This is a genomic window from Pseudomonas amygdali (assembly GCF_002699855.1).
In the GTDB taxonomy this organism is placed as follows: domain Bacteria; phylum Pseudomonadota; class Gammaproteobacteria; order Pseudomonadales; family Pseudomonadaceae; genus Aquipseudomonas; species Aquipseudomonas amygdali.
This window is the reverse complement of the sequence record NZ_LKBW01000295.1, coordinates 15,678-29,672: the sequence shown is the minus strand read 5'-3', so window position 1 is coordinate 29,672 and position 13,995 is coordinate 15,678. Positions and strand designations below refer to the sequence as shown.

General features: G+C 58.9%; 13 protein-coding genes and 1 pseudogene. 5 read left to right on the top strand and 9 right to left on the bottom strand.

Annotated elements, in window-relative coordinates:
- On the bottom strand, positions 1 to 619 hold a 619-nt coding region (locus tag AO277_RS22870; protein ID WP_257214248.1), incomplete at its 3' end, for a hypothetical protein.
- 321 nt (positions 620 to 940) lie between these two features.
- Between AO277_RS22870 and AO277_RS22865 the strand changes: the two genes are divergently transcribed.
- Together AO277_RS22865 and AO277_RS22860 are read left to right on the top strand one after the other, a co-directional pair.
- Positions 941 to 1,240 carry a hypothetical protein gene (locus AO277_RS22865; protein ID WP_044318865.1) on the top strand — a complete coding sequence of 100 codons (300 nt, stop codon included), beginning with the start codon at positions 941 to 943 and terminating at the stop codon, positions 1,238 to 1,240.
- Positions 1,241 to 1,320: 80 nt separating this feature from the next.
- A complete protein-coding gene (locus AO277_RS22860; protein ID WP_002552207.1) occupies positions 1,321 to 2,541 on the top strand; it encodes a glycosyltransferase family 4 protein in 1,221 nt (406 codons plus the stop codon).
- On the opposite strand, the gene AO277_RS22855 is transcribed toward AO277_RS22860, so the two are convergent.
- From AO277_RS22855 to AO277_RS22845, 3 genes are all read right to left on the bottom strand, one after another.
- Entirely contained in the window at positions 2,510 to 3,613 is a 1,104-nt protein-coding gene (locus AO277_RS22855) for an NADH:flavin oxidoreductase (RefSeq protein WP_044318864.1), read from the bottom strand. The two genes, AO277_RS22860 and AO277_RS22855, sit on opposite strands and share 32 nt — an antisense overlap.
- A gap of 184 nt (positions 3,614 to 3,797) precedes the next feature.
- Complete coding sequence (locus AO277_RS22850; RefSeq protein ID WP_044318863.1) at positions 3,798 to 4,286, bottom strand: glutathione peroxidase; 489 nt, start codon at positions 4,284 to 4,286, stop codon at positions 3,798 to 3,800.
- 132 nt (positions 4,287 to 4,418) lie between these two features.
- Complete coding sequence (locus tag AO277_RS22845) at positions 4,419 to 4,904, bottom strand: FKBP-type peptidyl-prolyl cis-trans isomerase (protein WP_002552205.1); 486 nt, start codon at positions 4,902 to 4,904, stop codon at positions 4,419 to 4,421.
- Between the two features lie 14 nt (positions 4,905 to 4,918).
- On the opposite strand from AO277_RS22845, the gene AO277_RS22840 reads away from it, so the two are divergent.
- From AO277_RS22840 to yihG, 3 genes and pseudogenes are all read left to right on the top strand, one after another.
- The gene (locus tag AO277_RS22840) at positions 4,919 to 5,224 is read left to right on the top strand and encodes a DUF3565 domain-containing protein (protein WP_005733216.1); all 306 of its coding nucleotides are present in this window, start codon (positions 4,919 to 4,921) and stop codon (positions 5,222 to 5,224) included.
- Between the two features lie 77 nt (positions 5,225 to 5,301).
- Positions 5,302 to 7,391: pseudogene (gene pta, locus AO277_RS22835) on the top strand (phosphate acetyltransferase).
- A 63-nt stretch (positions 7,392 to 7,454) separates the two neighbouring features.
- On the top strand, positions 7,455 to 8,360 hold the full coding sequence (gene yihG / locus AO277_RS22830) for a 1-acylglycerol-3-phosphate O-acyltransferase, YihG family (RefSeq protein WP_044318862.1): 906 nt from the start codon (positions 7,455 to 7,457) through the stop codon (positions 8,358 to 8,360).
- Between the two features lie 140 nt (positions 8,361 to 8,500).
- Here the strand turns inward: yihG and AO277_RS22825 are convergent, their stop codons facing one another.
- The 5 genes from AO277_RS22825 to AO277_RS22805 form a co-directional block, all read right to left on the bottom strand.
- Entirely contained in the window at positions 8,501 to 9,190 is a 690-nt protein-coding gene (locus AO277_RS22825; protein WP_005733218.1) for a YiaD family glycine zipper/OmpA-like lipoprotein, read from the bottom strand.
- A gap of 113 nt (positions 9,191 to 9,303) precedes the next feature.
- On the bottom strand, positions 9,304 to 10,230 hold the full coding sequence (locus AO277_RS22820; protein WP_002552200.1) for an ABC transporter permease: 927 nt from the start codon (positions 10,228 to 10,230) through the stop codon (positions 9,304 to 9,306).
- Entirely contained in the window at positions 10,230 to 11,345 is a 1,116-nt protein-coding gene (locus AO277_RS22815; RefSeq protein ID WP_044318861.1) for an ABC transporter permease, read from the bottom strand. The genes AO277_RS22820 and AO277_RS22815 overlap by 1 nt, the downstream gene beginning before the upstream one ends.
- A complete protein-coding gene (locus AO277_RS22810; RefSeq protein ID WP_044318860.1) occupies positions 11,338 to 12,849 on the bottom strand; it encodes an ABC transporter ATP-binding protein in 1,512 nt (503 codons plus the stop codon). Before AO277_RS22810 ends, AO277_RS22815 begins: the two co-directional genes overlap by 8 nt.
- Positions 12,846 to 13,937, bottom strand: coding sequence for a BMP family ABC transporter substrate-binding protein (locus tag AO277_RS22805; protein WP_044318859.1), 1,092 nt, complete (start codon positions 13,935 to 13,937; stop codon positions 12,846 to 12,848). Before AO277_RS22805 ends, AO277_RS22810 begins: the two co-directional genes overlap by 4 nt.
- Positions 13,938 to 13,995 lie beyond the last annotated feature (58 nt).

Here is a 13,995-nt window from a genome sequence, read left to right as displayed (position 1 = left end):
CCGAGCTGGTAAAACAAGGGCCTGCCTGACGGCAGGCCCTAACCAGCCCGAACACAAAAAAACTGATACTCCCAGCACACCCGGCAAGAATCCATAGGCCATTGGCCCATGTCAATCTTGAGTTGGTACTTCCGTCTGGATCAAGCGCCGCGGCATTCATCTTCGACTGCATCAGCATTAAATTAAATGTTTGCGCAGTGGCCAGCAGAACCGCCCATACCAGCCAGCCGCCGACCGGTTTGAATTGCACATGCCCGGAAACACCTTGCGAAAGCACCATCCCCGCAATAGTCAACGCCAGCAACACCAGGCCGCTAATCGCCCAGTACGCCATGTGACCACGACCCTGTCGCCGCAGACTTTTGTCCACAGTGCGAAATAGTGGAAAGGCGTAAATAACGGCGAAGATCACACGCGCAACGGGCCACACCTTACTGCCTGAAAATTTCTTGTTCAGCGACCAGTTTCGATAAAACCAGTGAATCGCGAAAAAGCCCGATGTCAAAAGATACAGAATGAAGAATTTCTTTAGAGACACGACATAAAATTCCGGACCTCTACTGTCCGTTTCATCTTTTTCCAGGCTGGCTTTCGGTGGCGCATACATTAAATCTGACATTTCATATCCCTTTGAAAAGAGAGCGAATGCTATCAGACGAATCAAAACCCTGCAAAAAATATAGCTATAAAGAAGCTTCCTACAAACAAAAACCTCAAGCCTTACAACCATGACCAAACTCGTCTACCTGACAGTCGGCAAGCGGTTGCCGCTAAAGAACAAACGTTGCCAGCGTTTCAAAAAATTTCATGTAGGCCGTCTCTGTAGGCCAAAAAAATTAACACCCTGCCCACTCGGCTCAAGCGTGTAGGACCAAACTAATATATCAATATTGGCATTGCGCTTGCTCTGTTGCGTCTGGACAACAGGAGCCATAGAGCAATGGAAAACATCGTAAACACCGCAACAGTCAAACCCATCAATACCAACCGACCTGCAGGTCTTGAAACACTCCCGCAATCGCGATCAGGCAGGTTTGCTCAGATATTGAGCCAGAGGGTCGAAGACCTTACAGCGGCCGAACCTGCCACTCTAGGCAAACATATCCAGCCCCGCTCGACCTTTTTTATGGAAAACATGAGCCTTGAGCAGCTCAGATCTGTGGTCGACGACCAGGGATTTCTGCCAAAACCTGCAGCCATGGAGCGAATCGCCGATCCTGAAAATCGCCGATTGAGATGAATCGGGGCGGTTGATGTGAAGCCACTTGAAGTTCACACAACCGCCACATAACCGAAATGTAACCAGCCGAAACTGCTCGCATGAGCAAAATTCTTAACGTTACCCTGATTACTGAAACCTTCATTCCCGAGATCAACGGCGTTGCCAATACCCTGGGGCGTCTTTGTGAAGGGTTGCGGTTGCGCGGGCATAGGGTCGAGCTGGTTCGGCCGCGCCAGAATGACGAGACCCATGCAGGTGCCGCAGAAGACCTGTTGCTGTGCCGGGGCTGGCCGATACCGGGCTATCCAGGGTTGCAATGGGGTCAGTCTTCGATGCACAAACTGCTGCGCCGCTGGCAGCGGCGTCGACCGGATGTGTTGTACATCGCCACTGAAGGCCCGCTGGGGCTGTCGGCGCTACGGGCAGCGCGGCGTCTGGGTATAGCGGTGATCAGTGGCTTTCACACCAACTTTCCACAGTACACACAGCAATACGGCATGGGTTTTATCACCCGGCTGCTGACCCACTACCTGCGCTGGTTCCACAACCGCTCGCGCATGACGCTGGTGCCGAGCATCAGCCAGAAGGTGGAACTGGAGCGGCGCGGCTTTGAAAGGATCGAGTTGCTGTCTCGCGGCGTCGACAGCCAGTTGTTCACCCCGTCCAGGCGTTCGCAGACTCTGCGCGAAAGCTGGGGCCTGCAAGCAGGTGATATCGGCGTCATACACGTCGGCCGCCTGGCACCCGAGAAAAACCTGGGCTTGCTCAAAGTCAGCTTCGAAACGCTCAAGGACAGTTACCCGCAACGTAATATCAAACTGATTGTTGTCGGCGAAGGGCCTCAGCGCCAGCAGCTTGAGCAGCAGATCCCGGATGCGATCTTCTGCGGCACTCAACGCGGTGAAGTGCTGGCCATGCACTATGCCTCGGCAGATATGTTTCTGTTCCCCAGCCTGACCGAAACGTTCGGCAACGTGGTCCTTGAAGCGCTGGCCTCAGGGCTGGGTGTGGTTGCTTACGACGAAGCCGCTGCCGGACAGCATATTCGTCATGGCCACAATGGGGCCTTGGCCATGCCGGGTGACGAGGCGGCGTTCATCGACGCAGCACGCTGGTTGCTGGAAGACAGCGAAACGTTGCGCCGGGTGCGCCTCAATGCCCGTCAACACGCCAGTCGCCAGGGCTGGACGGCGATCATCGATCAGTTCGAACGACAACTGCGTGAGGCCTGCCCGGGCGAAAAACCTGTAAATACCAAAGAGACCAGGCAGGCAGCTACCAATAAGATCAGGCCAGTGTCGTCAGTGCCTCTCGACTGAATGGCAGGATGTCCTGCTCGCGCCCCTCACGCACTTTCAATGCCCAGTCCGGGTCGACCAGCAAGGCACGTCCCACCGCAACCAGATCAAACTCGTCGTTGCCCAGCCGCTTCAGCAGATTTTCCAGGCTGGCAGGCTGTGCGACCTTATCGGTGTTGACCATGAACTGCAGAAACTCACCGTCCAGCCCGACACTGCCGACGGTAATGGTCGGTTTACCGGTCAGTTTGCGCGTCCAGCCTGCGAGGTTCAGGTCAGAGCCTTCAAACTCGGGTTCCCAGAAACGACGCGTAGAGCAATGGAAGATATCCACTCCGGCGTCAGCCAGCGGTTGCAGGAATTCGTCCAGCGCCTCGGGCGTCTGCACCAGACGTGCGGTGTAATCCTGCTGTTTCCATTGTGAGAAACGGAAGATGATGGGGTAGTCCGCCCCTACCGCGACGCGCACTGCCTTGATCAGCTCGATGGCAAACCGCGAACGGTTGGCCAGGCTGCCACCGTACTCGTCACTGCGCTGATTGCTGCCCTCCCAGAAGAACTGATCAATCAGATAACCGTGGGCCCCATGAATTTCGACACCGTCCATGCCAATCGCCTTGGCATCGACAGCGGCCTGGGCAAAAGCGGCCACAACATCATCAATGTCCTGTTTGCTCATGCCATGCACCAGCACTTGACCGTCCTTGACCTTCTCCATCGGCCCATAGGCAGGCACGCTACCGTCCGGCTCGGTACCGGGACGACGAACCGCACCGACGTGCCAGAGTTGCGGGACGATCTTGCCACCCTCTGCGTGCACCGCCTCAACAACCTTGCGCCAGCCCGCCAGTGGCGCATCACCAAAAAACTGCGGAACGTTCGGGTAGCCGTTGGAAGCCTTGTGGTTGACCGTCGTTCCTTCGGTGACAATCAGCCCGACACCTGCCGCCGCGCGACGCCGGTAGTACTCGATCACCTTTGAGTTGGGTACATGTCCCGGCGAGAACGAACGGGTCATGGGTGCCATCACCACCCGCGACGACAATTCCAGGCTGCCCAGACGGAAAGGCGTAAACAAGGCTTCTACCGACATGCGAAACTCCGGAAAAATGGTCGATTGCACTACGGCGACAAGCGCCGGATCAGGCGCGCAGAATATCGCTGGGCATCAGCGCTGGCACAGTACTATTGATTTGGCTGATTTGAGTGCAAAAGCCGCCAAGGCGCAAGACAGCCGGGCAAGCACACGCTAACCCGGTGCTACCTCGACGAGGTGATCAGCTTTGTGCCAAGGCCTTTTCAATGGCCTGAATCACTGCGGGATCATCCGGTGCAGTACGCGGAGAGAAACGCGCGCTCACGCCACCGTTCTTGCCGACCAGAAACTTTTCGAAATTCCAGGTGATATCCCCGGGAAACTCGGCGCCTTCGCCAGCCAGCAGGCGATAAAGCGAATGCCGGTCAGGGCCATTGACGTCGAGTTTTTCACCCAGCGTAAAGGTCACGCCGTAATTGAGTTCGCAAAATTCGGCGATCTCTTTTTCGCTGCCCGGTTCCTGCCCGGCAAACTGGTTGCACGGCAGCCCGAGAATCTCCAGGCCCTTGTCCTTGTATTGCTGATAGAGGTTTTCAAGTGCTGCGTATTGCGGTGTCAGCCCGCATTTGGACGCGACGTTGACCAACAGAACCACTTTGTTCTTGAAACCCGCCATCGGCAGTTCCTGACCACCCAGCGCTTTCAATTTGATGTCGTGAAAAGCACTCATGAGAACCCCTTTTGAAACAAGTAACCCAAAGCCACAGCCTGAAAAAAGGCACCGTGACCGCACGCGTAACGAAAGTCGTCATCGCAGAACAGCCAGGGCGCCTTTTCAGTGACCTGAGCTTAGCAGCACAAATCAGTGTTGATGACCGCCTTCACCGTGAACATGGCCGTGAGCCATTTCTTCTTCACTGGCATCGCGGATAGCCACAACCTTTACGTCGAAGTTCAGGCGCTGGCCCGCGAGCGGGTGGTTGCCGTCAACAGTAACGTCATCGCCGTCCAGATCGCGGATGGTCACGATCTGCATGCCGCCGTCCGGACCGGATGCGTGGAACTGCATGCCGACTTCGAGTTTGTCGACACCTTCGAACATGCTGGCGCTCAGGGTGCTGACCAGTTCGGCGGAGTATTCACCATAGGCATCTTCCGGCTCGACGGCTACCTTCAGCTCGTCACCGACGTCCTTGCCTTCCAGCGCCTTTTCCAGGCCCGGGATGATGTTGCCTGCACCTTGCAGGTAAACCAGCGGCGCACCACCGGCAGAGCTGTCGATGACCTCACCAGCGTCGTTGGTCAGGGTATAGTCAATGGAGACAGCCTTATTGGCGGCGATCGGCATGGGGACAAGACCTTTTGCTTAAGATTGAAGAACGAGCAAGTTTAACCAAGCAATCGCCCGAAAGCGAACGCAACTCTGACAAACGGCCCAGAATGGAAGGTTCAACTGTTATCAACTTGCAACAGGATCAAGAAGGGCACTGGATTGCCGTGCTGTCCTGCGGCCACACTCAGCACCTGCGCCATCAGCCGCCATGGCAGTCGCGAGCCTGGGTTCTTGACCCGATAAAACGCCAACAGATGACAGGTCAGGCCTTTCGCTGCGGCTGGTGTGCTAACGCCGCAGATAACGATAGTCTTGCCGCAGAGAAATCGCGTTAGACGATTTCCGGACTTTTTTGGTCAGCAGCTGTTCCCTATGTGCTCCGACCCTTGCACTGCTCAATCGAGAAGCCAGTATGCAGACTTTTTTTATCGCCCCCACTGACTTCGGCGTGGGGTTGACCTCTATCAGCCTGGGCCTGGTGCGCACACTGGAGCGCGCAGGCTTGAAAGTAGGTTTTTTCAAACCGATTGCCCAGCCGCACCCCGGCGATCTGGGCCCCGAGCGCTCGACCGAACTGATGGCCCGCACCCACGGCCTGAAGCCGCCCAAGCCTCTGGGGCTGGCGCATGTCGAGCGCATGCTCGGCGATGGTCAACTGGATGAACTGCTCGAAGAGATCATCAATCTTTATCAACAGGCAGCTGTCGGCAAGGACGTGCTGGTGGTCGAAGGCATGGTCCCGACCCGCAGCGCGAGTTATGCCGCGCGGGTCAATCTGCATCTGGCCAAGAGCCTGGATGCTGACGTCATTCTGGTCTCTGCCCCGGAAAACGAAGTGCTTGCCGAGCTGTCGGGCAGGGTCGAATTGCAGGCCCAGCTGTTTGGTGGCCCCAAGGACCCGAAGGTGCTGGGCGTGATACTCAACAAGGTGCGCACCGAAGAGAGCATGGAAGTCTTCTCCTCTCGCCTGAAAGAGCACTCTCCACTGCTGCGCAGTGGCGATTTCCGACTGCTGGGCTGCATTCCCTATCGCGCTGAACTCAATGCGCCGCGCACTCGTGATGTGGCCGAATTGCTAGGCGCGCAGGTACTCAACGCAGGCGATTACGATCAGCGGCGCATGTCCAGAATCATTATCTGTGCCCGAACGGTGCTCAATACCGTTCCACTGCTCAAGCCGGGCGTGCTGGTCGTGACGCCGGGCGACCGTGACGACATCATTCTGGCAGTGAGCCTGGCGGCAATAAATGGCGTACCGCTGGCGGGCCTGTTGCTGACCAGCGATACCGTGCCCGACCCGCGCATCATGGAACTGTGCCGAGGTGCATTCCAGGCCGGTCTGCCTGTGCTGTCGGTCAGCAGCGGTTCCTATGACACGGCAAACCGGCTCAATCAGTTAAACAAGGAAATCCCCATCGATGACCGCGAGCGCGCGGAAAACATCACCGATTTCGTGGCCGGCCATCTGGACGCCGGCTGGCTGCACCAGCGCTGCGGAACACCCCGCGAGCTGCGCCTGTCGCCTGCCGTGTTTCGCTATCAACTGATCCAGCGAGCGCAGGCAGCCAACAAGCGTATTGTCCTGCCCGAAGGCAACGAACCGCTGACCATTCAGGCGGCGGCCATCTGCCAGGCGCGCGGTATCGCGCGCTGTGTGTTACTGGCCAGACCCGAGGAAGTTCAGGCCGTGGCTCAGGCACACGGTATCGAGCTGCCACCGGGGCTGGAGATTCTTGACCCGGAGCTGATTCGCGAGCGCTATGTTGCGCCGATGGTGGAACTGCGCAAAAACAAAAGCCTGAACGCGCCCATGGCCGAGCAACAGCTCGAAGACCCGGTGGTCATCGGCACCGTAATGCTGGCGCTGGACGAAGTCGACGGGCTGGTATCGGGCGTCATTCACTCCACCGCCAACACCATCCGGCCGGCCCTGCAACTGATCAAGACCGCGCCGGGCTGCACGCTGGTGTCTTCGGTATTTTTCATGCTGTTCCCCGAGCAGGTGCTGATGTACGGCGACTGCATCATGAACCCGCATCCGAGTGCCAGCGAGCTGTCCGAGATCGCCTTGCAAAGCGCCGACTCAGCCACTGCGTTCGGCATTTCGCCACGGGTAGCGATGATCAGCTATTCCAGCGGCAACTCGGCCAGCGGCGAAGAAGTGGAGAAGGTCCGCGAAGCAACGCAACTGGCACGGGAAACCCGGCGCGATCTATTGATCGACGGGCCGCTGCAGTATGATGCGGCCGCCAACGAACATGTCGCCCGACAGCTGGCCCCGGACAGCCCGGTGGCAGGACGTGCCAACGTGTTCGTGTTCCCGGACTTCAATACTGGCAATACCACCTACAAGGCGGTGCAACGCAGTGCCGACTGTGTAAGCCTTGGCCCGATGCTGCAAGGCCTGCGCAAGCCGGTGAACGACCTGCCACGTGGCGCACAGGTGGAGACATCGTCTATACCATCGCACTGACGGCGATACAGGCCGACACGCTGTCCTGATGCCTACTCATGATGCCGCAGACCCATCTGCGGCTTTCGACAACTTCCGGAGCCATCTCCTTCATGGATTTCCTGCCTGCCCCGTTGCGCGGCGTCATCGCATCGCTGTTATTGGCGCTGAACACCATCGTCTGTTGCACGGTGCTGTTCGCGGTCACGATCCTCAAGATCTGCCTGCCCTTCTCTGCGGCACAGCGCTTTACCGACTGGCTGATGAGCCACATCCATGAAACCTGGATAGGCAACAACAATGCCTGGATCAAACTGCTCTGCCACACCCGCTGGCACCTGAGCGGGCTGGAAGGGCTCGATTACAAACACTCGTATCTGGTCACCAGCAATCACCAGAGCTGGGGCGACATCATGGTCTTGCAATACGTGCTCAACCGACGCATTCGTCCGTTGAAATTCTTCCTCAAGCAGGAGTTGATCTGGGTCCCGATCATCGGTCTGGCGTGGTGGGCGTTGGGTTTTCCGTTCATGAAGCGTTACTCCAAGGCGTACCTTGCGAAACACCCGGAAAAGAAAGGCAAGGATCTGGAAACCACCCGCCGCACCTGCGAGAAGTTTCGTCACAACCCGGTGGGGATTTTCAACTTCGCAGAAGGCACGCGCTTCACCGCCGGTAAGCACGCGCAGCAGAACTCGCCCTTCCGCCACTTGCTCAAACCCAAGGCTGGCGGCATTGCCTTCGTGCTCGATGCGATGGGCGAACAGCTGGAGTCGATCATCAACGTGACCATCCATTACCCTGGCGGACAACCCGGCTACTGGGACCTGCTGTGCGGTAACGTGAGGGAAGTGGTTGCCCACTTCGAAGAGATCAAAATCCCGCAGCAGTTTCTCGGCAAAAATTACGACCAGGACGGCGAGTACCGCCTGGAATTCCAGCAGTGGATCAATGCGCTATGGGAAGAAAAAGACCGGCTGCTGGACCTGCTGAATGAGCAGTATCCAGCACAGCATTGATAGTGACTCGTGGGAGCGAGCTTGCTCGCGAAAAGGCCATAAAGGCCGCCGCAAAACTAGCGTTTTAGCCATCGCCTTCGCGAGCAAGCTCGCTCCCACTTTGCCCCGCATTCAACCAACCCGCGACGCAACGTTGTTGATCAGTACTGCTGACCCGGAATCGGCTTGAGGTTTACCTCGACACGGCGGTTCTGGGCGCGGCCATTGACATCGGCGTTGCTGGCAATCGGTTGGTCGGGGCCCGCGCCTCGCACGGAGAGGTGCGATTGATCAACGCCCTGCGAAGTCAGGTACGTCGCAACGCTTTGTGCGCGCTGTTGCGACAGGTCCATGTTGTGCTGGCGGCTGCCGGTGCTGTCGGTGTAACCGACGATTTCAATGTTGTTCTGGTTGAACTGCTTGAGCGAATTCGCCAGGTTGTTGAGCGGCGAATAGAAGCTGCTGGCGATTGCCGAAGAGTCCGTTGCGAACGTGATGTTACCCGGCATGATCAGTTTGATCTGGTCGCCCTGACGCTGCACCTCGACGCCAGTATTGGCCATGCTCGCGCGCAATGCTGCTTCCTGCTTGTCTGCGTAATAGCCATACCCCGCCGATGCAGCGCCCGCAACGGCAGCACCAATCAATGCGCCCTTGCCACGATGATTGTGGTCGATGGCGGCACCTGCTACTGCACCGGCCAATGCGCCGAGTCCGCCGTACTTGGCTGTTTTGCTCATGCCACCGGAGCTTTGCGCCTGGCCTTGATTGTCATAGGGATTGGATGTTGCACAGCCCGACAGCATGGCTACGGCGGTGGCAACAATGATCAAACGACGCGAGGTAAACATTCAGGAACTCCTGGTTTTGACGAACGCTGGTAACCGGATTAGAGCATGCCGGCTGTCAAAAATTCCTTAACCCCTGCTGAACCGCCCGTATTACGGCGCTTGACGTGTTTTGCTCAGCGTCGTTCCTCACGAATATAAGGCTCGCCCAACGCACCCGGCTGACTGCTGGATTGACGCTTGACGCTTGCCACCCAGACCATCACCAACAACGTGACCGCGTAGGGCGTCATCAAGACGAAATACTGAGGCAGGCGCACCCCCGTAGCCGCCAATTGCGGAATCAGCGCCTCGATGCCACCGAACAGCAAAGCACCGGCCAACGCACGCCAGGGCGACCAGCGCGCGAAGATCACCAGCGAAACCGCAATCCAGCCGCGTCCGCCTGTCATGTCCGCGATCCACATCTTGGTACTGAGTACGGCAATGAAGCCGCCCGCCAGCCCCATCAATGCAGAACCGGCGACAATTGCCGCCAGGCGGTAACCCAACACAGAAATGCCTGCGGCATCGGCGGCCTGCGGGTTCTCGCCGACCGCGCGCAGACGCAGCCCGGTGCGCGTACGATCGAGCAGCCAGACCACCGCGATGAAAATCACCACGGTCAGGTACACCAACGGGTTCTGCACAAAGACCCGGCCCACCACAGGCAGCTCGGACAACGGCCACAGCTCGACCGCCTGCAAGCCGCTGACTGGCCGGTTGGTCCAGCCAAGCAGCGTACCCAGCAGCCCGGTCAAACCCTGACAGAAGAACACCAGCGCCAGGCCGGCAATCACCTGATTGATCCGCAGCACCAACACCATCAGCGCAAACAGCAACGAAACCAGACCTGCCGCCACCATCGACGCCAGCAGCGAAAGACCAGGCGAGCCCAGGCTCAACTGCATACCGATGCCTGCCAATGCGCCGACCAGCATCAGCCCCTCGACGCCCAGCGCCAGTACACCGCTGCGCTCGATGAGGATCAGGCCCAGTGCGGCCAGCGCAAACGGCACGGCGAAATCCGGTGCGCTGCCCAACCAGTGGGAAATAAGCTCCATCAACGTTCTCCTGCCTGAATGCGCCGCAGGCGATGGCGGATGAAAAAGTCCGACGACGCGACGCAGATCACCAGGATTGCCTGGATCAGTTGCACCATCGAAAACGGAATCTGATAGAACACCTGCAGGTTGCGCCCGGCCACGAACAGCATGGCGATCAGCAGCGCGACCACGGTGGCGGCCACCGGGTTATTGCGGGCCAGAAAGGCGATGAGAATCCCGGAAAAACCGTAGCCCTGATAGAACGACTGGGTAAGGCGCCCTTCCTGCCCGGACGTCACAACGAAACCTGCGAGCCCTGCCAGTGCACCTGAAAGCAGCACAGTGCCGATGATCATCTTGCGCACCGGCACACCCACAGCCCCGGCGACCTTCGGGTTGGCATCGACGAAGCGCAGGTACAGCCGGGCCCGCGAGACACCGACAAACCACAGGGTCAGGCCGGTGACCAACAGCGCCAGGGGGATCGCTGCGTTATACCCCGCAAACAGATCAGGCAAACGCTCAAAGCTTTGAAACGCAGGCGAGTAGGGAAAGTTGTCTCGCGGGTCCTTCCAACTGCCATAAACCAGATGCAGAAGGAAGTTGGCGGCGATGTAATTGAGCATCAGGGTCGAGATGATCTCGTTGACCTGCCACTTGAGCTTCAACAGTACCGGCCCCAGGCTCCACAGCAACCCGCAGATCACAGCCGCCGCCATCATCAGCGGCAGGCGCAGAACTTCCGGCCCCACCTGGAACAGCGAAATCGCCGTGGCACCAATCGCTCCCCAGATCATCTGGCCCTCCAGCCCCAGGTTCCAGAAGCGCGCACGAAACGCCATGCACCCGGCCAGGCCGACCATAATCATCGGCGACGCCTGAAACAGCACAGCCTTGAAGTTTTGGGCATCGAACACCGTTTGAACGACGAATTCGTTGAGCAACTCGTCAGCAGGCACCCCGGCAAGAATCAGGATAGTGGTACAGATCGCCAGGCCGACCAGCAACGCCAGGGCTATGATCAGCGCCTGCAAGGGCCAGCCAGTCTGCTGACGAAGTTCCAGCGTGTAGCGGCGCGACAGCAACGGTTGGCGTGCCGGAGCAGTGTGTTGCAATGCAGTTGTGTCACTCATGGCTCACCATCGCTTTGCCGATAGCCTGACGGTCAGCGGGGTAATCGAACTCGGCGACGACACGCCCGCCGTTCATTACGCCGATACGGTCAGCCAGGCTCAATACTTCGTCCAGGTCTTCGCTGATCACCAGCACCGCAGCGCCTGCATCGCGTGCCGCGCGCAGGCGGGCATGCACTGCCTGTGTGGCACGCACGTCCAGGCCACGGCTCGGGCTATGCACCAGCACCAATTGCGGGTCGCGGCTGAATTCACGGGCGATCACCAGTTTCTGTGCGTTGCCGCCCGACAGCAGTGCAGCTTTCTGATCGAGAGAGCGCACGCCCTGCACATCGAAGTCCGCCACTGCGCGTTGCGCGTCCTGTTTCAGGCGCTTGTAGCCCAGACGCCAGAAAGAACCGTATTGCCCGCTATGGATGTTGCCGATGCCGAAGTTCTCGGCTACCGACAGCGATCCGGCCAGCGCCGCGCCGTAGCGGTCCGCCGGGATGGAAGCGATGCGCAGTTGCCGACGCTGATCAGCCGACGCACTGCGCAGGTCGCCAAAAGAGGCCATGTGGATTTCGCCCTCGGTGGCCTGCGGCAGCCCCATCAATGCGTTGGCCAGTTCGGCCTGACCATTGCCGCCAACGCCTGCAATACCGTAGATCTGCCCGGCGTGCAGGGTCATGTTCACGCCGTTGAGTGCGCCGCTGCCGACGCTGCGCAAATCGCGTACCTGTAAACGAACCTCACCAGGCGTTGCGCAATGATGTTCTGCGACCGGCACCGACTCGCCCACGGTCAGTTGCACCAGTTGCTCGACACTCACCTTCTGCGGGTCAACAGTCTGCACGGTGCGCCCGCCGCGCATCACGGTCACACGGTCGGCATAGCGTTTGACGTCGGCCATCTTGTGCGTCACCAGAATCACCGCAGCGCCCTGCCGCGCTAAGGCCTGAACGGTCAGCAGCAAACGTTCGGCCTCCTGATCGGTCAGGACTGCGGTCGGCTCATCAAGGATCAGAATGCGCGCACCGGCCAGCAGCACCTTGAGAATCTCGACGCGCTGCTGCTCGGCAACCGACAGGCTGTCGACGGTCCGGGCCGGGTCAATCGCAAACCCCAGTTCGTCCGCCTTGCTGACAATCTCTTGCTCCAGCGCACGCAGACGCTTTCGATAGCTGCCTTCGCCCGGTTGCTCAGGCAGCGCCAACAGAATGTTCTGCGCCACTGTAAAGGGCTTCACCAGCTTGAAATGCTGGTGAACCATGCCAATCCGGTAACGACTGGCGTCCCTGGGCCCCTGAAGCTGAACCGGGTTGTCGTCCAGCAGCAGCGTGCCGGTTTCCGGTGCGTACAGCCCGGCTGCAATGTTCATCAGTGATGACTTGCCTGCACCGTTCTCGCCCAGCAACGCATGCACTTCGCCCCAACAGGCGGTGAAGTCGGCATCGATCAGCGCCTTGAATCCATCGAACGATTTACTGATGCCAGTGAGTTGCAGCGCGTTGACCTGACTCATTGCTGAGTCTTCACGCCTTCGACAAACCAGTCCATTTTCCACAGATCCGGGTCAGACAATTGCTGACCGGCCGCAACCCGCTCCTTGCCGTCACGGTCCGCCAGCGGTCCGCTGTAGATGATTTTCCTGCCTGCCAGCAGTTCGTCACGCTCGGCCATGATCTTTTTGCGATTGTCTTCCGAAATGATCGGGTCTTTGCTCAGCGTGATATCGGTGCCGCCCTGCTGCATCGACAGCAGTGCACCGTTGGCAGGCGGGGTCCAGTTGCCCGCGATGACCTTTTTGAGCTCTGGCCCCAGGAAGCGGTCCCAGACCCACAACGAAGAACAGACGGTTGCCTTGGGGGCAAACTCGCTCAGATCCCGATGGTGGCCGGTGCCAGGAATGCCGCGCTCCTGAGCGACGATCTGCGGTGTCGGGCTGTCGACGTGCTGGCCGACCACATCGACGCCGTTGTCGATCAATGCCATGGTTGCCGCGCGCTCCTTGACCGGGTCATTCCAGGCGCCGGTATAAACCACAGTGACGGTGGCTTTCGGATTGATCTGCCGGGCACCCAGTTCGTAGGCGTTGATGGTCCAGTTGACCTGGCCGAACGGGTTGGCGGCGACGAAGCCCAGCTTGCCGGTTTTCGACGCAGCACCAGCGGCCATGCCGCACAGGTACTGGCTCTCGTAGGTACGGCCATAAAACGATTCGAGGTTCGCCGCGTTGGTGGTGCCCGAGCCGTTCAGGAACGCGACATCAGGGTATTTTTTGGCCAGCGCAAGGAAGGTATCTGAGTAACCGAATGCAGTACCGACGATGATATTGGCACCGCGCGCGATGAGCCGGTCGACCACTGGGGTAATGGCAGCGGCGTTCTCGGGCACGCTTTCAACGAACTGGATTTTTGTGTCCAGATCCTTTTCAAGCTTCACGCGCGCCTCATCGAATGCCTGAGTCCAGCCGCCATCATTCCGCGGGCTAATGTAGACCATGGCGATTTTCGCAGGGCCCTTCAGGGTCAAGCCCTCGGCCTGAGCGAAGCCGGCGGCCCCGAACGCTACAGCCGCACACAATGTCCCGGGCAACAGTTTCTTGTACATAGACGTTTTCCTGAGGGTAATGGCCGATGAGGGCAGCACCTGGCCGACTCTCAGGCCG

Bases quoted from the DNA above. Each gene is read 5' to 3' on its own strand.
- AO277_RS22865 (WP_044318865.1), top strand. From the start codon at position 941: ATGGAAAACATCGTAAACACCGCAACAGTCAAACCCATCAATACCAAC.
- AO277_RS22825 (WP_005733218.1), bottom strand. From the start codon at position 9,190: ATGTTTACCTCGCGTCGTTTGATCATTGTTGCCACCGCCGTAGCCATG.
- AO277_RS22855 (WP_044318864.1), bottom strand. From the start codon at position 3,613: ATGTCGGTAGAAGCCTTGTTTACGCCTTTCCGTCTGGGCAGCCTGGAA.
- AO277_RS22815 (WP_044318861.1), bottom strand. From the start codon at position 11,345: ATGAGTGACACAACTGCATTGCAACACACTGCTCCGGCACGCCAACCG.
- AO277_RS22810 (WP_044318860.1), bottom strand. From the start codon at position 12,849: ATGAGTCAGGTCAACGCGCTGCAACTCACTGGCATCAGTAAATCGTTC.
- yihG (WP_044318862.1), top strand. From the start codon at position 7,455: ATGGATTTCCTGCCTGCCCCGTTGCGCGGCGTCATCGCATCGCTGTTA.
- AO277_RS22860 (WP_002552207.1), top strand. From the start codon at position 1,321: ATGAGCAAAATTCTTAACGTTACCCTGATTACTGAAACCTTCATTCCC.
- AO277_RS22845 (WP_002552205.1), bottom strand. From the start codon at position 4,904: ATGCCGATCGCCGCCAATAAGGCTGTCTCCATTGACTATACCCTGACC.
- AO277_RS22820 (WP_002552200.1), bottom strand. From the start codon at position 10,230: ATGGAGCTTATTTCCCACTGGTTGGGCAGCGCACCGGATTTCGCCGTG.
- AO277_RS22850 (WP_044318863.1), bottom strand. From the start codon at position 4,286: ATGAGTGCTTTTCACGACATCAAATTGAAAGCGCTGGGTGGTCAGGAA.
- AO277_RS22805 (WP_044318859.1), bottom strand. From the start codon at position 13,937: ATGTACAAGAAACTGTTGCCCGGGACATTGTGTGCGGCTGTAGCGTTC.